We start from the raw sequence: 21,979 nt of genomic DNA, 5'->3' as shown, positions 1-21,979 counted from the left end.
CCTTCACGGATGCCGCGCCTCGCCGACCACGAGGCCCTACACCACACCTGCGTGGTGTACGACGGCACCCGCCTGGCACCGGCCGCCGCCTTCCTCGACGGCTGGGAAGCCACGGAACATCGATCGGTCTGAGCGATCGCTGAGCGCAGATCCATATGTTGGACTGCACGGCCGGGTCGGCCCCAGGCTGGGGACGCCACACACCCCCCAGCAGATGCGCCACCGCCGAGCCCTGGCCCCGACGGCCGGGCGCTTCGCGCACGCCCGCCCACCAGTGAAAGCCGACCGTCGATGCACCCTGTACTCCGTGACGCGTGGACGACCGTGGTCCCCGACCCGGCGGACCGGCACGGCCCGCTCCCCCCGCTGATGCTCGCGCTCACCGCGGTCACCGGCCTGGTCGACGCGTTCAGCTACCTGGTCCTGGGCCACGTCTTCGTCGCCAACATGACCGGCAACGTGGTGTTCTCCGGCTTCGCGATCGCGGGCGCCGCGGGCTTCTCCCTCACCGCCTCGCTGGCCGCGCTCGCCGCCTTCGGGGCGGGCGCCGTCCTGGGGGGCCGTATCGCGCACAGGGCCCGGGCCCACCGCGGACTCGTCCTGCATCTGGCGCTCGTCCTGGAGACGATCCTTGTCCTGGCGGCCTGCCTCATCGCCCAACTCGCCGGCCCCGTGGACGGAGCGGGGACCCGTTACACGCTCATCGCGGTTCTGGGGACGGCCATGGGTGTCCAGAACGCGACCGCTCGCGCGCTCGCCGTACCGGACCTGACCACGACCGTCCTCACGCTGACCATCACCGGCATGGCCTCGGACAGCAAGGTCGCCGGAGGCAGGGGAGGCAGGATCGGCCGCCGTGCCCTCTCGACGGCGGCGATGTTCGCCGGTGGCCTCGTCGGCGCCGTGTCGGTCCGCCACGGCAGCCCGGCCCTGCCGCTGCTGCTGGCCTTCGTGCTCCTCGCGGGCGGTACGGTCGCCGCCTTCGCCCTGACCCGAACCGACGCCGACTGGGCCAGCCCGCTGTGATCGGCGACCTCGCCCCCGGAATCAGCCGCAGGGCTCCTGCGGGCGCCTCGCCAGGGCGCCTCGTCGACGACCAGCACGCTCGCCGGGTCGGCGGGGGGGCGCCTTCGCCGTCATCGGATCCCTCTGTCGCCCGGCGCTAGGCTCAGGGGATGACCTCACCCCCGTTCGAGCGCGCGCGAAGCGCTGAGGCGAAGCGCATCCGAGAGACGGCGATCCTTGAGGCGGCCGCCCGGCTGGCCGCCGAGCGCGGCATTCGCGAGGTGACCCTCACGGACATCGCCGCTGCGGTGGGCATGCACAAATCGGCGATGCTGCGCTACTTCGAGACCAGGGAAGAGATCTTCCTGCGGCTGTCCGCGAGCGGCTGGGCGGAATGGTCGGAGGCGGTACGCGAGCGGCTCGGCCCGCTGGGCGATGCGGACTCCTCGGACTCCGAGGAGCAGATCTCCGAGGTGGCCGGCATCCTCACCGAGACGCTTGTCGCCCGCCCGCTGTTCTGCGACCTCCTTGCCCAGACGCCGCTCAACCTCGAACGCGGTGTCTCCTTCGAGGCGGTCCGCTCCTTCAAGATCAGGGCCATCGCCGAGGCGGAGGCGATCGGCGCGGCGCTCGGCAAGGCGCTCCCCGTCACGCCGGAGCAGGGCGGCGACACCGTCACGACGGCCGTCTCCATGGCGGGCGCGCTCTGGCAGATGGCAGCGCCGGGCACCGAACTCCGCAGCTTCTACCAGAGCAGCCCCGAACTCGCCCACGCCGTGGTCGACGTCGCACCGCGGCTCACCGGCATCCTCACCGCACTCCTGCGCGGCTACCTCACCGAGTCGTCGCGCCGCTGAAGCACGGCTCGCGCGAGGTACATCTCGCGTGTGGCCAGGGCGGCTCGGGAAAGACGCCGCCACCACGCCACCGGGTTCGCCGCACCAGCGTGCCCACGCGGCCGGCCGGCGGCCGGCACGGCAAAAAAACAGGGGCCTGCCCCGGAAGAGCCAGACCCCGTACGACCTGCAGGTTCGTCAGATCGCCGCAGTGGTGCCGGAGCACCCGCTACACGTTGAACCGGAACTCCACGGCAAGGCTCTGACCTGCGGAAATGTGGGCGCATCCCAGCACCATCCGAGCACGGGATGCGTGACAAAGTACAAGAAGACCGAAGATCGCCAACGCTACCCGGCAGCGCCCGCACATGCCTGAAGTCTGCGGAACTTCTACGCACGCCACGTCAGGCTCGTGCCACCGCGCCGAACGTCTCAGGTCAGTACACCTGGCCGGAGACCAGCGGTCTGCTGTGACGCCGCCCGGTTGATCCAAGGCCGTACCCCTGCCAGGCAGCCCGCCGCTCTGCGCCCCTGCCGGCTCGGAATGTTTCCTGCTCAAACGACATCTTTGGCGGCGCTTTCCGTCACGACTGCACGGGCAGGCGCGCTTTCCGTCAATCGCAGCACTCCAAGCTTGGCTGGAGGACTGTGACGGTGAGCATTGGAGGGAACACCATGGTGGAGCAGGGTGGCGCAGCAGCACGCGAGGGCACTTCGGCGTCGGGGGAGTTCGACTCGCGGGCGGCGCTGGAGGAGTTGTTGGCGCCGGCAGGACTGTCGATCGCCGATACCGGTGGCCGGGTGTCGTTCGCCGGTGAGGATCCGATCGTGGCCGACCGGATCCGTCTGGGAGCGGCGATCGGGATTCCGATGATGGCCGGCGCTGTGGGTGCGGCGGCGTTGCATCGGATTCGGACCGGAGCGGGGCAGGACCTGCACCTGGATCTGCGGCAGGCGGTGCACCACATCACTCCGCACGCGTTCTGGCATCCGACGCTCAACGGTGAACTCCCGGAGCACGCGCTGGTCTTCGACAATCCTTTCCTGCTGGACAGCTACCGGACCCGGGACGGTCGGACGGTCATGGCTTCCGGGGTGTATCCGCATCTTGCTGCCAAGTGGTGCCGGTTCCTGGATGTCCCTCCGGACAAGGACAAGGTCGCTGCTGCTTTCGCACAGTGGGACGCGTTCGAACTGGAGGACGCGGCCAACACCGCCGGGCTGCCGCTCTGTGTGGCCCGCACGGCCGAGGAATGGGCGGCGCACCCGCAGGGCCAGTTGCTGGCCTCGCAGCCGGTGATCGGGCTGAAGCGGATCGGTGTGGCGCCGGTCAAGGACTTCGGGTCGGCGTCGCGCCCGTTGGAGGGGGTGAAGGTGTTGTCCTTCACGCATGCAATCGCCGGCCCCACCGTGGGGCGGACCTTGGCCGAGCAGGGTGCCGACGTGCTGTGCGCCACCCGGGTCAACGACTACGAGCACGCGTTCATCTACACCGAGGCCAATATCGGATCGCGCAGCACATTGCTGGATCTGAACACCGATCGCGGGCAGAGGCTGCTGGACGAGCTGCTGGCCGATGCGGACGTCGTGGTCAACAACCATCGCGGTGACAAGCTGGAGAAACTGGGGCTGGACCCGGATCGGCTGGCCGAGCGGTATCCCGGTCTGGTCCAGGTCTCGGTGACCTGTTACGGGTCCGAGGGCCCGTGGGCCGAACGCGGCGGATTCGACATGAACGGTTCCGCGGCCTCCGGGCTGATGGCCGCCGCCGGCTCGCCCGAGGGACCGACACTGCCCGTCACCGGGATGGTCAACGACTTCATCACCGGCTACCTGGGCGCCGCCGGCGCGACGGCGGCCCTGGTCAAGCGGGCCACGGTCGGCGGCAGTTGGCACGTAACGGTCAACCTGACCCGTAGCGCGATGTGGTACCTCACGCTCGGTCTGGTCGACCCGGCGCTCGCCGGCACCGATGAACAGCACAGCCTGCGCGAGCCGAAAGCGTTCGATGCCCGGACGCCGCTGGGAGCCCTGCACTTTCCCGCACCGCAGGTCAAGTTCGGCCTCACCCCGCCTGCGTGGCCGGAGCCCGCTCTCGTCCCGCGCGGCTCGAGCCGCCCCGAGTGGCGGTGATGGCCGCGACGATGCGTGCGCTGCCGGGCACGCTGGGGGCCGGCGGGCTTACGCGCACCTTCCTGCAGGTCAGCGCCAACGGGGACAGGTTCGGATGCTCGGACCGGCCGTTGGTGGTCGTCTTCCACGGCACCGGTCAGACCGGCCGGTCCGTGCGGCGGTTCAGCGGCCGCTCGTTCGACAACTTCGCGACCAGTGCCGACGCGGTCGTGGTGTATCCGGACGGGTATCGCAGGGACTGGAACGGCGCCCGCGACATCGATACTCCGGCACAGCGCCGGGGCGTCGACGATGTCGGATTCTTCGCCGACCTGGTCGACGCGATGGCCGCCGCGCACGGAACCGCGCCCGATCGTGTGTACGTGATCGGATTCTCCCTCGGCGGTCAGATGGTGATGCGACTGCTTCAGGAGGTACCGCAGCGAGTGGCGGGTGCGGCGATCATCAGCAGCACCCTGCCCGCCACGTATGGGACCGAGACCACGCCACCTGCCGACGCGGCGGTACCCGTGCTCCTCTTCCACGGCACCGCCGATCCACTGGCCCCCTACGACGGCGGCATGGTCAGCCTCAGAGGGCTGTTCCCTCGCGGTCTGCACCACTCGGCCGCCGAAACGGCCGCGTACTACGCGGCACGCAACGGCATCACCGGCCCGCCGCTCACCCAACCGCTTCACCACGCGGATGGCACTGAGGTCACCACAGTGACGACCACCACCTACGGCGGCGACAGCTCCACACCGGTGACCCTGTTCACCGTCCACGGGGGCGGCCATCAGATACCCAATCCCGCGCACTCTCCAATGCCCTGGTTCTGGGGCCATTCCTGTCCCGACCTGGTCTGCGCCGACCTCATCGGACGGCGCCTGCTGTACGAGCCGAGGTGACGGTTGTCCACCACAATGGCCCCGTGACCGCCGCAGAACGTCAGTGCATCGATGAGGACGACGTCGCCCTCATCGATGCCCTGCACGTCAACCCCCGTGCCAGCTTCGAGCAACTGGGCGCCACCCTGGACCTGTCCGCTGTCACCGTCGGGCGCCGCTGGCGCAGGCTGACCCGAGGCGGCTCGGCGTGGATCTCGTCCGCCCCCGGACCGGCCATGCCGCTCGCCGGTGCCGTGGTCGACGTGACGTGCGCTCCCGGGCAGGTCGCCGACGTGGCCCGGACGCTGGCGGAGAACCCGCGGGTGGCCAGCGTCCACCTGACCTCGGGCACCTGGGACCTGTTCGCGCTCGTCGTCGCCCAGGACATCGCGAGCATGTCCGCACTGCTCGTCGACGGCCTCGATCCCACCCCAGGTGTCCGCAGAACCCGGGCACGGCCGGTCATGGAGCTGTTCAGCGGCGCCCACTGGCGGCTTGGCGCAATCGACGCGAACGCCGCGCACGAACTGTCCGCCGCCAATCCCGAACACCACGGCAGGCCGGCCGTACGGGAACCGGACGCCTTCGACAAGGCCCTGTTCCAGGCGTTGCAGATCGACGGCCGGATGAGCCTGCGTGACCTCGCCAAACGTCTGGGCCGCTCCGAGCCCGTGGTAAAGCGTCGGCTGGAACATCTCACCCGCACCGGAATGCTCACCTTTCGCACCGACTTCATCCGCTTCGCCGGCGGCTGGCACCTGTACGTCGCGCTCTCCGTGCGGGTGCCCGACGACCTGCTCTACGAGACCGGCCGTGACATCGGCCGATGGCCGGAGACCCGGGTGTGCGCCGCCGTAGCCGGGACGGTCAACCTGTTCATCACCGCGCAACTACACGACCTGCAGGCACTTGAGCCGCTGCTGCGGCGTATCCGAGCGGCGAGGCCGGGCATCGAGATCGAGGACCGGCAGATCGTTCTGCGAACCGTCAAATCCTGGGGACGACTCATCGGCTCCGACGGCCGCGCCGTCGCCGTCGTCCCTGTCGACCCGTGGGCCTAGCTTTCCTTCGCAGGCCACCCCAGACCTATTTGCTGGAATGCGTCCCGTGCTTTCCGGCGAACGCTTCGGCGCCGTCGATGATGATCTCGACGCTCACGTCGAGCTGGGTGCGGGCGGAGACGTCAGGCAGGTCGGCGGCGATGCGCGCCAGGTGCGGGAAGTCGTCGGAGTTGCGTTCCTTCAGCGCCTGGCGCAGCGCGGTGAGCAGCGGGCCTTGTTCCGCACCCAAGGCTGCGATGTGGTCGTGGGCGTACTGCAGGCAGACGTTGTTGAAGAGGGCCAGCATGCGGATCGCGGTGTCGCTGTCGATGCCCCCGTCGACCATCGCTCCGAGCATCGCCTCGGCCGCGGGCAGGACCCTGCGCTGGAAGGGGGCGCCGCTGACAAGGTGCTGCGCGAGCGGGCCGGTCGCGATCACGCTGTCGGCGAATCCGCTCGCGTACTGACGGCAGACGTCCTGCCAGCTGAGGCTTGCGCCGATCCGGACGGTGGCAAAGGACTCGGCGAAGACGTCCAGGGCGACGTCCCGGAGCAGCGCGTCCTTGTTCGCGACGTGGTTGTTGATCGCGGAGCGGTCGACGCCCAGCACGTCGGCGACCGCTTGCATGGTGATCGCGCCGGGTTCCAGCGACCGGGCGGCAGCGACGATGCGGGCCAGGTCCAGGCCGGCGCTCTGCCCGCGCGTGCGTCGCGCGCGGGCGGGGCGGGCTTGGTCGACCTCGGCCGGTTGGTCCGTCGGCACTCCTTGCGTAATCACGCTCGTGATTCTACCGTGAAGCGAGCAAATCACGCTCGTGATTTAGGAGGCTTGATCATGGCTCAAGGCGGACCGGATCGCGCAGCTGACACCGCGGTCATCACGAAGGATCAGGTCCTGGGGACGGAGCGCCGCTGGCGCCGCTTCGGGGAACCGGTACCGGCCGGCTCGTCGGTCAAGGCCGACGGTTCGCCCGACTACGGGCTTTTCGGGCCCGGCAGTGTCGCGTGGGAAGTGCTGCTGCATCCGGCCACGACCGTGTTCCTCAACACCGCGCAGGTGCTGATGCAGACGCGCGGTTACAAGGGGACGGCCGCGGGCCTGCGGGATCGTGACCCGGTCTCGCGCAAGGGTCGGGCGGGGACCGCGACGTTCTTCGACTTCTTCGAGCGGATCTCCCGCAACCTGGGTATGCACGCGCCGATGTGGTTCGGCGACACGCCGACCGCGAAGTTGATGGCCAAGCACCTGGATCGCTTCCACCAAAAGGTCACCGGCGACGTCATCGACGTCGGCCGGCCGGAGCTCGGCGGGTACTCCGCCACGAGTCCACGCGAGACCATGTGGGCCGCCCTCACTGAACTGCACCCCGCCCTTTGGATGTACGAGAGCTTCGCCTTCCGCGACGGTCGGCTCCCGCACCGCCTGACGCCCGAGCAGCGTGACCAGTTCGTCGCCGAGGCCGGTGCCTACCTGCGACTCGTGGGCGCTGTCGAGGACGAGATCCCGACCACCATGGCGGAGCTGCGAGCCCTCTATGCGAAGTACGAGGCGCTGTTCGCGCCGAGCAAGACGTTCGACATCAGCCCCGAGACAGGACAGCTGAACTACCGGACCGGCCTCATCACCATGTTCAAGAACATGAACCTGTCCCAACGGCACGCCTTCATACCGGTGTTCGTCGAAGTGATGCTGCTGGAACTCCCGGTCCTGGGCGCGATGCCCCGCAAGGCGCGATGGTCCATGGGGATCGGCCCCGGCCTCTCCGGCTTGTCCGTCATCGCCCGGCGCGCCGCGATGCCGCTGATGTGGCTGCTGCAACAGCCGTCGATCGAGCGCAAGTTCCTGCGCCTGATGTGGGGACCCGACGGCACGAACCTCATCGAGTCAGCACGCGCGCTCCATCGCCAGGCGCTGGCCGAACGGGCGGCCGGTGAGCGCACCCCATGAGCACGGCAGATCGGGCCACCGGAGCCTGGTCATGAGCGAGTTGCCGGGAGGCAGCCGTGCGACCGACCGCGAAGGAAGAGCGATGCGCGCAGCGATGTACGACCGTTACGGACCGGCCAATGTGCTGACGGTCGTTGAGCAACCCGAACCGGCGATGCAGGATCTGATGATCGAAGTCGTCGCGTCCAGCGTGAACCCCAAGGACACGTTCGTACGCAAGGGTCGATTCAAACACCTGGCAAGAGCACGGTTTCCCAAGGGCACCGGTTACGACTTCGCCGGGATCGTGACCGACAGCCGCGTCGACGACATGCCGGTCGGCACGCCCGTATACGGCATGCTCAGCGGGTGGGAAGGGCGGGCGGCAGCGGACCTGGTGTCGTGCCGTCGTCAGGAGGCGGCGCCGGCCCCCAGGTCTCTGCCCCTGGTTGATTCGGCGGCGATCCCGCTCGCCGGCCTGACCGCCCTGCAGGCCCTTCGCGACAACGCGTCGCTCAAGGCAGGCCAGTCGGTGCTCATCAACGGAGCCAGTGGCGGGGTCGGCACGTACGCGATTCAGATCGCCAAAGCCCTCGGCGCGGAAGTGACAGCCGTGTCGAGCGCAGCCGGCCAGGAACACTGCCGACGACTCGGGGCTGACCACACTCACGACTACGGACACGGACGACTCCCTGCGGGGCAACGCTACGACGCGGTCTTCGACGTGTTCGGCAACCTGTCGCGTCGAGAGGTGAAAGATGCGCTCAAGCGGACCGGCCGTCACGTCACGACCGTGCCGTCGGCTGCCAATATCGCCGCGACAGCGCTCACGCGGCTCCTGCCCCAGAGGACGTCCCTCGTCGTCGTGCGCCCCCACCACGACGACCTGCGCGAGCTCAGCAGGCTCGCACAAGACGGCGCACTGGTTCCGGAGGTCCAACAGCGCTACCCCCTGACCGACGTCGCGGCGGCCCATGCGCATGTCGAGGGCAAACACACGCGGGGAAAGGTTCTTCTCGTCAACTAGCCGTGGCGGCGGCGCACTTACATGGAGGTCGAAACAGCGGATTCAACCCGCTATCAGCATGACCTACAGCCTGGATGGCCTGCACCAAGGTCTATCCCGAGGAGCCCCTGATGACTGATTCGATGCCCGCCCTCGTCGGCGGTGTCACCCCCGACTGGGAGCTGCGCGACGTGCCCGTGCCGACACCAGGGCCAGGACAAGTCCTCGTCCGCGTGCACGCCGCGGGAATGAACCGTGCGGACCTGCTCATGCTGGAAGGTGCCTACAACCCGGGCGCAGGGACGAGCAGCGCCTACACGGCGGGCCTGGAGCTCGCCGGGGAGGTGGCCGCGCTCGGCAAGGGCGTGACCTCCCTCGCCGTCGGCGACCGGGTCATGGGCGCGACGCTCGGCACCTTCGCCCGCTACGCGCTGCTCGACCACCGCCACCTCGTGCGCATCCCCGAGCCGATGGGCTGGACCGATGCCGCCGCGCTGCCGGTCGGCCTCCTCACCGGACATGACGCCCTGGTCACCCAGGCGGGCTTCACGGCAGGCCAGTGCGTGCTGGTCCTGGGCGCCACCACCGCCGTCGGGCTGCTCGCCGTGCAACTCGCCAAGGCTCTCGGCGCCACCACCGTGATCGGCACCACCACCTCGGCCGGCAAGGCCGCCGAAACTGCCCACGCCGCCAAAACCCAGCGGCGACGACCTCAAGCCTTTCCTCGGTCACTGGAGCCCCTATGGACCCCGCTCCTACTGAGCCGGACCAGGAGAAATCACACCGCCACGAGCCGGACCCGCTCGCTGCACAGCTTGGCCATGTCGTCAATATCCGAAGTCAGCATGACCACGGGGCGGTGCTGACGCAGCGCGGCCTCGGCGACGGCCGCATCGATCGCGTACTTGTGTCCGTGCAATCCGGCATTCATCAGCAGCTTCGAGGCAGCCCTCGCCTCCTCGTCACCGACCGGGACGACCCGCAGCCCGGAAAGCACCCAGTTCAGGCGGGACTTGTTCGTACGGGCGTGGACGGCCTCGATGATGGCGAGCGCACTGATCACGACCTCCATGCCGCGCGAGCGCGCCTCAGCGATCAGAGCCACCACCTGCTCTTCGTCGGTGAGCAGCTTCGAGAGTCCCTCGCTGTCGAGGACCAGCGTCCCTTCGTGACTCAGCCTGCGGCGGGCCACTCGGCCTCCTCGGCGAACACCTCGTCGAAGACCTGCCGCGCCCGCTGACGAGCCGACTCGGACACCGGCCCCTTGCGGCTCTCGTAGTCCGCCAGATACTCGTCAAGGACCTGCCCCCGCAGCTCACGCTCGACCGCCTCGGCGATGAACGCGGAGAACTCCCGCTTGCCCACCCGAGCCCGGATCGCCTCCGCCGTCCCCTCCGGCAGCGACAGGCTCACCCGCGTCGCCGGGCCTTCCCCGATGCCGTACGTCGTCTCAGCCATACCCCGATTGTGTCAAACGAGTAGGAAAAGCGCCACGTCCGCACTACCTTCACAGCTCGGTCAGCGCCCCGCTCGCACAAATCCCGGCACGGGCACCCCTATCCCATCCCAGCACGATCCCAGCACGGTACGAATGACCAGGGATGACGACAGGTGACGAGGGGTCAGCTATCCCAGCACCATCCCAGCACGGGAAAAAACCAAGGGCCCGACCCCGAAGAGTCGGACCCTCTCCGACCTGCATGTTTGCCAGATCAGCGACGTGGTGATATGTCAGCCGCTACACGTTGAACCGGAACTCCACCACGTCCCCGTCCTGCATGACGTAGTCCTTGCCCTCCATGCGGGCCTTGCCCTTGGCGCGGGCCTCTGTCACCGAGCCGGTCTCGACGAGGTCGGTGAAGGAGATGACCTCGGCCTTGATGAAGCCCTTCTGGAAGTCGGTGTGGATCACGCCGGCCGCCTCGGGGGCCGTGGCGCCCTTCTTGATGGTCCAGGCGCGGGATTCCTTGGGGCCGGCCGTGAGGTAGGTCTGGAGGCCGAGGGTGTCGAAGCCGACGCGGGCGAGGGTGGCGAGGCCGGGTTCCTCGGCGCCCACCGACTCCAGGAGTTCCAGGGCGTCCTCCTCGTCGAGTTCGGCGAGGTCCTGCTCCAGCTTGGCGTTGAGGAAGATCGCCTCGGCGGGGGCGACCAGGGCGCGCTGCTCGGTCTTGAAGTCCTCGTCGAGCAGTTCGTCCTCGTCGACGTTGAAGACGTAGAGGAACGGCTTGGTGGTGAGGAGGTGCAGGTCGTGCAGGAGCTCGGCACGCTCCGAGCCCTGGACGATGCCGTGGCCGAAGAGCGTGTCGCCCTTCTCCAGGATCTCCTTGGCCTCCTCGACCGCCTTGACCTTGGGGGCCACGTCCTTCTTGATGCGCGACTCCTTCTGGAGACGCGGCAGGACCTTCTCGATCGTCTGGAGGTCGGCGAGGATCAGCTCGGTGTTGATCGTCTCGATGTCGTCCTTCGGCGAGACCTTGCCGTCGACGTGCACGACGTTCTCGTCCTTGAAGGCACGGATGACCTGGCAGATCGCGTCGGACTCACGGATGTTCGCGAGGAACTTGTTGCCCAGGCCCTCGCCCTCGGAGGCGCCGCGCACGATGCCCGCGATGTCGACGAAGTCGACCGTGGCCGGAAGGATGCGCTCCGACTTGAAGATCGACGCGAGCTTGGCCAGGCGGGCGTCGGGGACGCCGACCACACCCACGTTGGGCTCGATCGTGGCGAACGGGTAGTTGGCCGCGAGCACGTCGTTCTTGGTCAGGGCGTTGAACAGGGTCGACTTGCCGACATTCGGCAGGCCGACGATTCCGATCGTGAGCGACACGTTGCGACTTCCCGTAGTGAGTGGGTGAGTGAGCCGGGGGGCTGCCAGTGCCGGCGGGCCGGCCGATCCACCAGTTTACGGGGTTCGGGGCACCCTGCCGGCGGCCGCGTCGAACACCTGGCCAAGGGCCGCTCTTCGGCTTGGTTTCGGCGTGTCTGGGCTGCGACTGGGCACATAAACAGACCTAGGTTGGTCCGGTGGAGCATCACAGGACCCGACCCCGACAGCCCGGACCGCGTCGAGGCGGCCCTCGTCCGCCGCTGCCTCCGCAGGCGAGACCGCGGCCGGGGACGGCCGGGCGCCGGCCCGCTCCGGGAAGGTCGCGTCCGGCACCGGTGCCGCAGCCCGCGCGGCTGCCGAACCCGCGGCTCACGGGACTCGGCTGCGGCCTCTTCTGCATGGCCGCGATGCTCGCGCTCGGCTTCCTGGACGACCTGCTCCTCGGGGCGTCCCTGACCGTGTACGGCGTGCTGTCCCTGCCGGCGTCCGCGCTGACCGCGCTGTGGGTGCGCGGGGGCGATCTGCTGACCGCCCCCGTCGTCATCCCGATCGCCTTCGCCGTCGGCCTGACGACCGTCGCCGACGACGGCGGCGGCGGTTTCCTGGGCGCGGTGATGGGCCTGGTGACGGCCCTGTCCACGCAGGCCGGCTGGCTCTACGGCGGGACGCTGATCGCCGGGGTGATCGTCGTCGTCCGCCGGATCCGGATGATCCGGACGGCCCGGCGCCGCCGCCGGGCCTGACCCCCGGCCGACGGGCCGGGGGTCACGGGGTGCCGGGGCGGTGGTTACCTGGGGCGGTGGTTACCTGGCGTGGTGCGCCGCGCGCATCGCCGCGCCCACGATCCCGGCGTTGTTCTGCAGCTGGGCCGGGACGATCTCGGCCTTGATGCCCTCGATGTACGGCAGGAACTTGTCGGCCTTGCGGCTCACCCCGCCGCCGATGATGAACAGGTTCGGGGTGAAGAGCATCTCGACGTGTGCCAGGTACTTGTTGACCCGGTGCGCCCAGTGCTCCCAGCTCAGCTCCTCGTCCTCCTTGGCCTTGCTGGAGGCCTTCTTCTCCGCGTCGTGGCCGCCCAGCTCCAGGTGGCCCAGCTCGGTGTTGGGGACCAGCTCGCCGTCGACGAACAGGGCGCTGCCGATGCCGGTGCCGAAGGTGAGCAGGATGACGACGCCCTTGCGGTCCCGGCCGGCGCCGAACTCCATCTCGGCCACGCCCGCCGCGTCCGCGTCGTTGACCACGGTCACCGGGAGACCGCCGAGCCGCTCGCTGAACAGCGTGCGCGCGTCGGTGTCGATCCAGCTCTTGTCGACGTTCGCCGCCGTACGGATGTGGGTGCCGTCGGTGATCACCCCGGGGAAGGTGAGCCCGACCGGGCCGCTCCACCCGAAGTGGTCGACGACCTGCTTGACCCCGTCGGCGACGCCGTCCGGCGTCGCCGGGTGCGGGGTCAGCACCTTGCACCGCTCCTGGGCCAGGTCGCCCTTGTCCAGGTCCACGGGAGCGCCCTTGATCCCGGAACCACCGATGTCCACGCCGAAGATCTGCATGGCTCCACGTTACGTCGTACGACTGACAGTCACGACGTCGGACGGGCCCGCGGTCACACAGTTGTACGGACGGTGGTCACGCGCCGGCGCCGGTGCCGCCGCGCTCGGCGACCAGGGTGGCCGCCTCTTCGCGCAGGTCACGGCGGAGTTCCTTGGGGAGCGAGAAGGTGATGGACTCCTCGGCCGCCTTGACGATCTCGACGTCGCCGTAGCCGCGCTCGGCGAGCCACTCCAGGACCTGCTCGACCAGCACCTCGGGCACGGAGGCACCGGAGGTGACGCCGACGGTGGTCACGCCCTCCAGCCAGGCCTCGTCGATCTCACTGGCGAAGTCGACCAGGTACGCGTCGCGGGAGCCGGCCAGCTTGGCGACCTCGACCAGCCGCTTGGAGTTGGAGGAGTTGCGGGAGCCGACCACGATGACCAGCTCGGCCTCGGCGCCCATCTGCTTCACGGCGAGCTGGCGGTTCTGCGTGGCGTAGCAGATGTCGTCGCTGGGCGGGGAGATGAGCTGCGGGAACTTCTCCTTGAGGGCGTCGACGGTCTCCATCGTCTCGTCCACGGAGAGGGTGGTCTGGGAGAGCCAGACGACCTTGGACTCGTCGCGGACCTCGACCTTGGCGACGTCCGCCGGGCCGTCGACCAGCTGGATGTGCTCGGGGGCCTCGCCGGAGGTGCCGATGACCTCCTCGTGGCCCTCGTGCCCGATCAGGAGGATGTCGTAGTCCTCGCCTGCGAAGCGGACGGCTTCCTTGTGGACCTTGGTGACCAGCGGGCAGGTCGCGTCGATGGTGGCGAGGCGGCCGCGCTCGGCCTCCTCGTGGACGACGGGGGCGACGCCGTGCGCGGAGAACATCACGATGTTCCCCGGCGGGACCTCCTCGGTCCGCTCGACGAAGATCGCGCCCTTCTTCTCCAGGGTCTGCACGACGTACTTGTTGTGCACGATCTCGTGCCGGACATAGATCGGGGCCCCGTACTGTTCCAGGGCCTTCTCGACGGCGATCACGGCGCGGTCCACACCCGCGCAGTAGCCACGGGGGGCGGCGAGCAGGACACGGCGGCCAGGCGAAGCAGTCATGGCACCCATCGTAAGGCCGCGTTCGGGGGCCCGAAGATCGCCTCCGGGTGACGATCCCGGGGAGACCGGCCGAAGACACGGAAGACCGGGGGTGGAGCCGGGGGTGACGCCGGGGGGTGTGGCCGGCGGTGGGGTCGGTGGGTGTGCTGCTCGGGCAGCGGCGGGCGCCCGTCGCGGCCCGAACGGCCTCGTCCGCGAAGTCCGGACGGGCTGGAGGGGGTTGTCGGTGCGCGCCGTTACGCTCGGCGCATGGCTCTGAACACGTCCGCTGAAGCTCCCGTGCCCGTCGGCGAGATCTCCCGGCTCATCGGGGGGTGGATCGACCGGCTCGGGGCCGTCTGGGTCGAGGGGCAGATCACGCAGCTGTCGCGGCGGCCGGGCGCCGGGGTCGTGTTTCTGACGTTGCGGGATCCGTCGTACGACATCTCGATCGGCGTGACCTGTTTCCGGCAGGTGTTCGACTCCGTGGCCGACGTGGTCGGCGAGGGGGCCCGGGTCGTGGTGCACGCGAAGCCCGAGTGGTACGCGCCGCGTGGGCAGCTGTCCCTGCGGGCGGCCGAGATAAGGCCGGTCGGGGTCGGGGAACTGCTGGCGCGGCTGGAGATGCTCAAGAAGGCGCTGGCCGCGGAGGGGCTGTTCGCCGCCGGGCGGAAGAAGCCGTTGCCGTTTCTGCCGCAGCTGATCGGGCTGGTGTGCGGGCGGGCGTCGGCCGCGGAGCGGGACGTGCTGGAGAACGCCCGGCACCGGTGGCCCGCGGTGCGGTTCGAGGTGCGGAACGTACCGGTGCAGGGTGTGCACGCCGTGCCGCAGGTCGTGCAGGCCGTGAAGGAGCTCGACGCGATCGAGGAGGTGGACGTGATCATCGTCGCGCGCGGGGGCGGCAGCGTGGAGGATCTGCTGCCGTTCTCCGACGAGCAGCTGGTGCGGGCCGTCGCCTCGTGCCGTACGCCGGTCGTCTCCGCCATCGGGCACGAGCCCGACAACCCGTTGCTCGACTACGTCGCCGACCTGCGCGCCTCCACCCCCACCGACGCCGCCAAGAAGGTCGTCCCGGACGTGGGGGAAGAGGCGGAGCGGGTGCGGATGCTGCGGGACCGGGGGCGGCGGTGTGTCGACGCGCTGGTGGCGCGGGAGGAGCGGGGGCTGGCCAACGCGCTCGCGCGGCCGGCGATGGAGGACCCGCACCGGATGGTCGACGAGCGGGCCGATCACGTCGCCTCGCTGGTGGACCGTTCGCGGCGCACCCTCGGGCATCTGCTCGACCGCGCCGACTCCGAGCTGACGCACACACACGCGCGCGTGGTGGCCCTCTCCCCGGCCGCCACGCTGAAGCGCGGTTATGCCGTGCTGCAGAAGCTCGACGGCCACGTGGTGCGCGACGGCGCGGAGGTGGAGCCGGGCGAGGCGCTGCGGGCGCGGGTCGCCGAGGGTGAGTTCACGGTGCGGGTGGACGGCTAGTCCATGCCGTACGGGCTGATGAGAGAGGTATGTGCATGAGCGGCAGGGCCGAGGAGACGCTCTCCTACGAGCAGGCGCGGGACGAGCTGATCGAGACCGTGCGGCGGCTGGAGGCCGGCGGGACGAGCCTTGAGGAGTCGCTGGCGCTCTGGGAGCGGGGCGAGGAGCTGGCCAAGGTGTGCCGGCGGTGGCTGGAGGGGGCGCGGGCCCGGCTGGACGCGGCGCTGGCCGAGGAGGAGGACGAGGGCGAGGGAGAGGGGGAGGAGACCGAAGAGGAGGACTGAGCGGGGGGCGCGCCGAGGGGGCTCACCGGGGGGCCCGGCGTGGGGTCGTTGTGAGGCGGGTTGCGGGGCGGGATGTGAGGCGGATCACCACGGTCCGGTTCTTGTTGAACATTGAACCTTCACTCGCGTATGGTCGTGCCGTCAGCCTATCCGGACCACGGTCCGGATATGAACGCGATGCGATCCCCCCAGGAAGTTCAACCATGTCTCTCGTTCTCGACCCCGCCGCCCAGGACCTGCTGTTCCGCGAGGCCCGCACCGCCAACACCTTCACCGACGAGCCGGTCACCGACGAGCAGGTCCAGGCGATCTACGACCTGGTCAAGTACGGCCCGACCTCCATGAACCAGTCGCCGCTGCGCGTGGTCCTGGTCCGCTCCCCCGAGGCCCGTGAGCGCCTCGTGCAGCACATGGCGGAGGGCAACCAGAAGAAGACCGCCACCGCCCCGCTGGTCGCGATCCTCGCCGCGGACAACGAGTTCCACGAGGAACTGCCGGAGCTCTTCCCGCACTTCCCGCAGGCCAAGGACGCCGTCTTCGGCGACCGCGCGGTGCGCGAGGGCAGCGCCGCCCTGAACGCCGCCCTCCAGGCCGCCTACTTCATCATCGGCATCCGTGCCGCCGGTCTCGCCGCCGGCCCGATGACCGGCGTCGACTTCGCGGGCATCCAGAAGGAGTTCCTGGACGACGACCACACCCCGCTCGTGGTCGTCAACATCGGCAGGCCGGGCCCGGACGCCTGGTTCCCGCGCTCCCCGCGCCTGGCCTACGACGACGTCGTCACGACCGTCTGAGCCACCCCGGAGAAACCTGCGAGAGGCCCCCGGCAACGGCGCCGGGGGCCTCTCGTGTTCACGTCGTGACGCCCGCGTCAGGACATCGTCAGGGCCGCCGCCATCGTCGTCAGCTCGGTGAAGGAGGCGGTACCGGCCACCACCGTGGTGGAGCCGGTGGTGCCGTCCAGCACCAGCGCGTCGTAGCGGCCGCCGGTGTAGTGCGTCCAGGTGCGGTCGCCGATCTTCTCGGTGGTCTTCGTGGCCGACGCACCCTGGCTGGCGTCGTCGATGAAGTCCGCCGGCTTCTGAGTCGACTGCTCGATCTGCACGTACTGGCCGTCGGGGGTCTGGTACCCGAGATGCCAGCGCTCCCCCGCCTCGCCCTGGAAGCGGACCGAGGTGGCCTTCCAGGTGCCGGGCAGGCCCTGGGGCGCGGCCACCGGATAGCTCGCCGCGCGCCGTGCGGTCAGCAGCTCGACCCGGTAGTCGACCCGCTGGATGTCGGGAGCGTGATCGTCGTGCGGGACGAGCAGGTAGATGAAGCCCGCCGCGAGGCCGATCAGGGCCAGGGAGAGAATCATGTCCCGGACCGTCTTCTGCTTGCCGTTCGTACCTGCCACGCCCCCTATCGTCGCAGGTGCCCGCTGCGCTCATCCGTGGGGTCCCCTGCTCATTTTGTCAGCCTGACGATAGAGTCGACGGGAAACCCTCATCCGGCCGTCGCCGTATCAGAAAGGTGCGTACCGATGACCGAGAATCATCATCATCTGCCGTCCGAACTCGATGTTCCCTCCGAGGCCCCCGACCGCAACCTCGCCCTGGAGCTGGTCCGGGTCACCGAGGCCGCCGCGATGGCCGCGGGACGCTGGGTCGGCCGCGGCGACAAGAACGGCGCCGACGGCGCCGCGGTGCGCGCCATGCGGACCCTCGTCTCCACCGTGTCGATGAACGGCGTGGTCGTCATCGGCGAGGGCGAGAAGGACGAGGCCCCGATGCTCTTCAACGGCGAGCGCATCGGCGACGGCACCGGGCCCGAGGTCGACATCGCCGTCGACCCCATCGACGGGACGACGCTGACCGCGAAGGGCATGCCCAACGCGATCGCCGTACTGGCCGCGGCCGAGCGCGGGGCCATGTTCGACCCGTCCGCCGTCTTCTACATGGACAAACTGGTCACGGGCCCGGAGGCGGCGGACTTCGTCGACATCGACGCACCCGTCTCCGTCAACATCCGGCGGGTCGCCAAGGCGAAGCGGGCCACCCCGGAGGACGTGACCGTCGTCATCCTCGACCGGCCGCGGCACGAAGGGATCATCAAGGAGATCCGGGAGGCCGGCGCGCGCATCAAGCTGATCTCCGACGGTGACGTCGCCGGGTCGATCTACGCGCTGCGCGAAGGCACGGGCGTCGACATGCTGCTCGGGATCGGCGGCACGCCCGAGGGCATCATCTCGGCGTGCGCCGTGAAGTGCCTGGGTGGGACCATCCAGGGCAAGCTGTGGCCCAAGGACGACGAGGAGCGGCAGCGGGCCATCGACGCCGGGCACGACCTGGACCGGGTGCTGACCACCGAGGACCTGGTGACCGGGGAGAACGTGTTCTTCGTCGCGACCGGGATCACCGACGGGGAGCTGCTGCGGGGCGTGCGGTACCGGTCGCAGACCGCGCTGACCGAGTCCATCGTGATGCGGTCGAAGTCGGGGACGGTGCGGCGGATCGACTCCGAGCACCGGCTGCGCAAGCTGCGGGCGTACAGCACGGTGGATTTCGACCGGGCGAAGTAGCGCCTTCGGAGGAGGGGCTGCGGGCGCCTCGGCGACTGCGGGCGCGTAGTGGCTGGTCGCGCAGTTCCTCCCCCAGCATTCGGCCGGGGTACCCCCAGCGCCCCTGACGGGGCACGTCAGAAGGCGCCCTCTGTGCGGAGAGGGCGCCTTTTCGTCAGCCCGCCTGCGCTATCCGGTTCGCCGCCGCGGCTCGTGCCGCCTTCTTCAGCTCCATGTCGCGGCGCCTGCGCCTCGCCAGGACCACGCGGCGCTCGGCTGCCGTGAGGCCGCCCCAGACGCCGTAGGGCTCGGGTTGGAGCAGCGCGTGTTCGCGGCACTCGACCATCACGGGGCAGCGGGCACAGACCCGCTTGGCCGCCTCCTCCCGGGACAGCCGGGCAGCGGTGGGTTCCTTGGAGGGTGCGAAGAACAGGCCGGCCTCGTCGCGCCGGCACACCGCCTCGGTGTGCCAGGGTGCGTCTTGGTCCCTGTCCCGCACTGGCACCCGCTGGGCCGGAACGGCAGCTACCTGCAGGGACGAATGCGGCGGTTGCAGCACGGGTCTACTCCTGACGACGGCTTCGCGAGCGAGAGACGATGCAGCAAGGCCTACCCGCTGTGCGCGGGCCTATGCACAGCGTCCTCAACAGCCGTACCCCGGCGGCTTGTTCACGACCCCTGGGGCCGCTGGGCAAGGAGTGATTCGCGACCGTCAACGGTCCAGGTGTTTGCGCAGCTTCCTGTCGACCTTGTCCTGGACCCGGTCCAGGATGTCCGCGATGAGCTTTCCGCGCTTCGGGCGCGCCTCCACGTTGCCGAGGACGGCCCAGCCGTCGACGTAGACGACCGGCGCGTCGGAGTCGACGGAATCCAGCGTGTCCGCCTCGAAGTTGCCGAGCACACCGCCGCCGGTACCGCGCAGCGACACGTTCTCCGGGACGCGGATCTGGATGTCCCCGAAGACCGAGATCGCCTTGATGACGACCTGCTGGTACTCGAAGATCGCCTCGGTGAGGTCCAGCTCGATGGAGCCGAAGACCGCGTAGGCGTGCAGCCGGCGGCCGGCCCGCCAGCGGCCGCGGCGGCGGGCGCTGCTGAAGACGGCGACCACGTTGCCGTCCGCCTCGACGGGGATCGCGCCGGGCGTCGGCCGCGGCGGCACCGGCGTGTAGGCGGGGGCGGCCGGGCGGGCGTGGGCCGCGGGCAGGTCCCGTATGAAGACCTCCAGCTCGCCCACCGTCTTGGCGTTCAGCACCCCCTCCACCCGCTCGGCGTGCTCGTCGGCGGTCAGGCGCCCCTCGGCGAGGGCCTCCCGCAGGATGTCGGCGATACGGTCGCGGTCTGCGTCCGAGGCACGCAGCTCGGCCACCGGCGCCCCGGCACGCTCCTGAGGGGTCTGCTTCTGAAGGTCCACGGCAGCAGCGTACCGAAACGCGATAGATCGCGACTACCCCTCGTCGCGACCTGTGGAAAACCCGTACGGTTCCCGAACTGAGCCTTACCTCACAGGCTCCGTGTCAGCGGCAGGTTCTACGCTGGACAGCGCCCGCCAGCGTCGGCGGGCGGCCGTCCGTCAGAGTGAGGAATGGGCTGAGATGCCTGAGTTCGCGTATACCGATCTGCTCCCCCAGGGCGAGGACACCACCCCGTACCGGCTGGTGACCTCGGAGGGTGTGTCCACCGTCGAGGGACCGGACGGGCGGACGTTCCTCAAGGTGGAGCCGGAGGCGCTGCGCAAGCTCGCCGAGGAGGCGATCCACGACATCCAGCACTACCTGCGCCCGGCCCACCTCTCCCAGCTGCGCCGGATCATCGACGACCCGGAGGCGTCCGGCAACGACAAGTTCGTCGCCCTCGACCTGCTGAAGAACGCGAACATCGCGGCGGCCGGCGTGCTCCCCATGTGCCAGGACACCGGCACCGCGATCGTCATGGGCAAGCGCGGGCAGAACGTGCTGACCGAGGGCGGCGACGAGGCGGCGCTGAGCCGCGGCATCTACGACGCGTACCTGAACCTCAACCTGCGCTACTCGCAGATGGCCCCGCTCACCATGTGGAACGAGAAGAACACCGGGTCGAACCTCCCCGCCCAGATCGAGCTGTACGCCACCGACGGCGGCGCCTACAAGTTCCTCTTCATGGCGAAGGGCGGCGGCTCCGCCAACAAGTCGTTCCTCTACCAGGAGACGAAGGCGGTCCTCAACGAGGCCTCCATGATGAAGTTCCTGGAGGAGAAGATCCGTTCGCTCGGCACGGCCGCCTGCCCGCCGTACCACCTGGCGATCGTGGTGGGCGGCACCAGCGCCGAGTACGCGCTGAAGACCGCGAAGTACGCCTCCGCGCACTACCTGGACGAGATCCCGGCCGAGGGCTCGGAGCTCGGGCACGGCTTCCGGGACAAGGACCTGGAGCAGAAGGTCTTCGAGCTGACGCAGAAGATCGGGATCGGCGCGCAGTTCGGCGGCAAGTACTTCTGCCACGACGTGCGCGTGGTGCGGCTGCCGCGGCACGGCGCGTCCTGCCCGGTCGCCATCGCGGTCTCCTGCTCCGCCGACCGGCAGGCGGTCGCGAAGATCACCGCCGAGGGCGTGTTCCTGGAGCAGCTGGAGACGGACCCGGCGCGGTTCCTGCCGGAGACGACGGACGAGCACCTGGACGAGTCCTCCGACGTGGTGCGGATCGACCTCAACCAGCCGATGGACACGATCCTCGCCGAGCTGACCAAGTACCCGGTCAAGACCCGGCTCTCGCTCACCGGGCCGCTGGTCGTGGCGCGCGACATCGCGCACGCCAAGATCAAGGAGCGGCTCGACGCGGGTGAGGAGATGCCGCAGTACCTGAAGGACCACCCGGTGTACTACGCGGGTCCCGCGAAGACGCCCGAGGGGTACGCCTCCGGGTCCTTCGGGCCCACGACGGCCGGGCGCATGGACTCCTACGTGGAGCAGTTCCAGGCCGCCGGGGGGTCCCGGGTGATGCTCGCCAAGGGCAACCGCAGCAAGCAGGTCACCGACGCGTGCGCGGCGCACGGGGGCTTCTACCTCGGCTCCATCGGGGGTCCCGCGGCGCGGCTCGCCCAGGACTGCATCAAGAAGGTCGAGGTCGTCGAGTACGAGGAGCTCGGCATGGAGGCGGTCTGGAAGATCGAGGTCGAGGACTTCCCGGCGTTCGTCGTCGTGGACGACAAGGGCAACGACTTCTTCCAGGACCCGGCGCCGGCTCCGACGTTCACGTCGATCCCGGTGCGGGGGCCCGGGCTGGCGTAGTGCGTCCGGGGCGGCGGGGGCGGATGTCGCCCCCGCCGCCCCTACCCGTCCCGTCCTTCCAGGGGGTGGGCCCCCTTCGACCGCCCGGTTGGGGGGGGGGGGGGCCCCCCCCCCCCCCCCCCCCCCCCCCCGCGGCCGGGGGGGCGCCCCCGCGCGGC

The 21,979-nt window shown here is 69.8% G+C and carries 24 protein-coding genes; 15 read left to right on the top strand and 9 right to left on the bottom strand.

The annotated features are described in order from the left end of the window. Positions 1-9: 9 nt before the first annotated feature. The 6 genes from ACIQVL_RS50975 (at position 10) to ACIQVL_RS50950 (ending at position 5,901) form a co-directional block, all read left to right on the top strand. A complete protein-coding gene (locus ACIQVL_RS50975; RefSeq protein WP_403479226.1) occupies positions 10-132 on the top strand; it encodes a hypothetical protein in 123 nt (40 codons plus the stop codon). A gap of 159 nt (positions 133-291) precedes the next feature. Continuing rightward, positions 292-1,026 (top strand): YoaK family protein, encoded by a 735-nt coding sequence (locus tag ACIQVL_RS50970; RefSeq protein ID WP_403479225.1) that lies wholly within the window; start codon positions 292-294, stop codon positions 1,024-1,026. Between the two features lie 149 nt (positions 1,027-1,175). After that, on the top strand, positions 1,176-1,862 hold the full coding sequence (locus ACIQVL_RS50965) for a TetR/AcrR family transcriptional regulator (RefSeq protein ID WP_403479224.1): 687 nt from the start codon (positions 1,176-1,178) through the stop codon (positions 1,860-1,862). Positions 1,863-2,516: 654 nt separating this feature from the next. Further along, complete coding sequence (locus tag ACIQVL_RS50960) at positions 2,517-3,974, top strand: CoA transferase (RefSeq protein WP_403479223.1); 1,458 nt, start codon at positions 2,517-2,519, stop codon at positions 3,972-3,974. After that, positions 3,974-4,861 carry an alpha/beta hydrolase family esterase gene (locus ACIQVL_RS50955; RefSeq protein ID WP_403479222.1) on the top strand — a complete coding sequence of 296 codons (888 nt, stop codon included), beginning with the start codon at positions 3,974-3,976 and terminating at the stop codon, positions 4,859-4,861. Before ACIQVL_RS50960 ends, ACIQVL_RS50955 begins: the two co-directional genes overlap by 1 nt. A gap of 23 nt (positions 4,862-4,884) precedes the next feature. Further along, complete coding sequence (locus ACIQVL_RS50950) at positions 4,885-5,901, top strand: Lrp/AsnC family transcriptional regulator (RefSeq protein WP_403479221.1); 1,017 nt, start codon at positions 4,885-4,887, stop codon at positions 5,899-5,901. A 25-nt stretch (positions 5,902-5,926) separates the two neighbouring features. Here the strand turns inward: ACIQVL_RS50950 and ACIQVL_RS50945 are convergent, their stop codons facing one another. After that, complete coding sequence (locus tag ACIQVL_RS50945; RefSeq protein WP_403479220.1) at positions 5,927-6,658, bottom strand: TetR/AcrR family transcriptional regulator; 732 nt, start codon at positions 6,656-6,658, stop codon at positions 5,927-5,929. Between the two features lie 15 nt (positions 6,659-6,673). Here ACIQVL_RS50945 and ACIQVL_RS50940 point away from each other — a divergent pair, with 15 nt between their 5' ends. The 3 genes from ACIQVL_RS50940 (at position 6,674) to ACIQVL_RS50930 (ending at position 9,679) form a co-directional block, all read left to right on the top strand. Next, positions 6,674-7,828: an oxygenase MpaB family protein gene (locus ACIQVL_RS50940; RefSeq protein ID WP_403479219.1), complete on the top strand. Its 1,155-nt coding sequence runs from the start codon at positions 6,674-6,676 to the stop codon at positions 7,826-7,828. Between the two features lie 82 nt (positions 7,829-7,910). Next, a complete protein-coding gene (locus ACIQVL_RS50935) occupies positions 7,911-8,834 on the top strand; it encodes an NAD(P)-dependent alcohol dehydrogenase (protein ID WP_403479218.1) in 924 nt (307 codons plus the stop codon). A 110-nt stretch (positions 8,835-8,944) separates the two neighbouring features. After that, positions 8,945-9,679, top strand: coding sequence for a zinc-binding alcohol dehydrogenase family protein (locus tag ACIQVL_RS50930; RefSeq protein ID WP_403479217.1), 735 nt, complete (start codon positions 8,945-8,947; stop codon positions 9,677-9,679). Here the strand turns inward: ACIQVL_RS50930 and ACIQVL_RS50925 are convergent. The 3 genes from ACIQVL_RS50925 to ychF form a co-directional block, all read right to left on the bottom strand. After that, the gene (locus ACIQVL_RS50925; RefSeq protein ID WP_403479216.1) at positions 9,592-10,005 is read right to left on the bottom strand and encodes a DNA-binding protein; all 414 of its coding nucleotides are present in this window, start codon (positions 10,003-10,005) and stop codon (positions 9,592-9,594) included. The two genes, ACIQVL_RS50930 and ACIQVL_RS50925, sit on opposite strands and share 88 nt — an antisense overlap. Further along, the gene (locus ACIQVL_RS50920; protein ID WP_403479215.1) at positions 9,987-10,271 is read right to left on the bottom strand and encodes a hypothetical protein; all 285 of its coding nucleotides are present in this window, start codon (positions 10,269-10,271) and stop codon (positions 9,987-9,989) included. Before ACIQVL_RS50920 ends, ACIQVL_RS50925 begins: the two co-directional genes overlap by 19 nt. Before the next feature lie 280 nt (positions 10,272-10,551). Further along, a complete protein-coding gene (gene ychF / locus ACIQVL_RS50915; RefSeq protein WP_403441105.1) occupies positions 10,552-11,640 on the bottom strand; it encodes a redox-regulated ATPase YchF in 1,089 nt (362 codons plus the stop codon). Positions 11,641-11,837: 197 nt separating this feature from the next. On the opposite strand from ychF, the gene ACIQVL_RS50910 reads away from it, so the two are divergent. Beyond that, positions 11,838-12,383, top strand: coding sequence for a DUF6542 domain-containing protein (locus ACIQVL_RS50910; RefSeq protein WP_403441108.1), 546 nt, complete (start codon positions 11,838-11,840; stop codon positions 12,381-12,383). 60 nt (positions 12,384-12,443) lie between these two features. Here the strand turns inward: ACIQVL_RS50910 and ppgK are convergent, their stop codons facing one another. Both ppgK and ACIQVL_RS50900 read right to left on the bottom strand, forming a co-directional pair. Continuing rightward, positions 12,444-13,193 carry a polyphosphate--glucose phosphotransferase gene (gene ppgK, locus ACIQVL_RS50905; RefSeq protein ID WP_403479214.1) on the bottom strand — a complete coding sequence of 250 codons (750 nt, stop codon included), beginning with the start codon at positions 13,191-13,193 and terminating at the stop codon, positions 12,444-12,446. Positions 13,194-13,269: 76 nt separating this feature from the next. Continuing rightward, positions 13,270-14,283, bottom strand: a complete 1,014-nt coding sequence (locus tag ACIQVL_RS50900) for a 4-hydroxy-3-methylbut-2-enyl diphosphate reductase (protein WP_403441114.1) — start codon at positions 14,281-14,283, stop codon at positions 13,270-13,272. Between the two features lie 240 nt (positions 14,284-14,523). On the opposite strand from ACIQVL_RS50900, the gene xseA reads away from it, so the two are divergent. From xseA to ACIQVL_RS50885, 3 genes are all read left to right on the top strand, one after another. Next, the gene (xseA, locus tag ACIQVL_RS50895) at positions 14,524-15,732 is read left to right on the top strand and encodes an exodeoxyribonuclease VII large subunit (RefSeq protein ID WP_403441117.1); all 1,209 of its coding nucleotides are present in this window, start codon (positions 14,524-14,526) and stop codon (positions 15,730-15,732) included. Between the two features lie 35 nt (positions 15,733-15,767). After that, a complete protein-coding gene (locus ACIQVL_RS50890) occupies positions 15,768-16,016 on the top strand; it encodes an exodeoxyribonuclease VII small subunit (RefSeq protein WP_403479213.1) in 249 nt (82 codons plus the stop codon). Positions 16,017-16,219: 203 nt separating this feature from the next. Then, positions 16,220-16,810 (top strand): malonic semialdehyde reductase, encoded by a 591-nt coding sequence (locus ACIQVL_RS50885; protein ID WP_403479212.1) that lies wholly within the window; start codon positions 16,220-16,222, stop codon positions 16,808-16,810. A gap of 77 nt (positions 16,811-16,887) precedes the next feature. Here ACIQVL_RS50885 and ACIQVL_RS50880 read toward each other — a convergent pair whose 3' ends face one another. Next, complete coding sequence (locus ACIQVL_RS50880; RefSeq protein ID WP_403479211.1) at positions 16,888-17,412, bottom strand: DUF4245 domain-containing protein; 525 nt, start codon at positions 17,410-17,412, stop codon at positions 16,888-16,890. A 126-nt stretch (positions 17,413-17,538) separates the two neighbouring features. Here ACIQVL_RS50880 and glpX point away from each other — a divergent pair, with 126 nt between their 5' ends. Then, positions 17,539-18,576 carry a class II fructose-bisphosphatase gene (gene glpX, locus ACIQVL_RS50875; RefSeq protein ID WP_403441127.1) on the top strand — a complete coding sequence of 346 codons (1,038 nt, stop codon included), beginning with the start codon at positions 17,539-17,541 and terminating at the stop codon, positions 18,574-18,576. 154 nt (positions 18,577-18,730) lie between these two features. Here the strand turns inward: glpX and ACIQVL_RS50870 are convergent, their stop codons facing one another. Together ACIQVL_RS50870 and ACIQVL_RS50865 are read right to left on the bottom strand one after the other, a co-directional pair. Then, positions 18,731-19,114: a WhiB family transcriptional regulator gene (locus ACIQVL_RS50870; protein ID WP_089099070.1), complete on the bottom strand. Its 384-nt coding sequence runs from the start codon at positions 19,112-19,114 to the stop codon at positions 18,731-18,733. A 153-nt stretch (positions 19,115-19,267) separates the two neighbouring features. Continuing rightward, complete coding sequence (locus tag ACIQVL_RS50865) at positions 19,268-19,969, bottom strand: DUF1707 domain-containing protein (protein WP_294011963.1); 702 nt, start codon at positions 19,967-19,969, stop codon at positions 19,268-19,270. Positions 19,970-20,150: 181 nt separating this feature from the next. Here ACIQVL_RS50865 and ACIQVL_RS50860 point away from each other — a divergent pair, with 181 nt between their 5' ends. After that, positions 20,151-21,821 carry a fumarate hydratase gene (locus tag ACIQVL_RS50860; RefSeq protein ID WP_403479210.1) on the top strand — a complete coding sequence of 557 codons (1,671 nt, stop codon included), beginning with the start codon at positions 20,151-20,153 and terminating at the stop codon, positions 21,819-21,821. The last annotated feature ends 158 nt before the right edge of the window (positions 21,822-21,979 follow it).

Origin of the sequence: Streptomyces sp. NPDC090499, from assembly GCF_044769305.1 — a bacterium.
Lineage (GTDB): Bacteria > Actinomycetota > Actinomycetes > Streptomycetales > Streptomycetaceae > Streptomyces.
The sequence above is the reverse complement of the archived record's forward strand: the minus strand, read 5'-3'. Positions and strand labels throughout refer to the sequence as shown.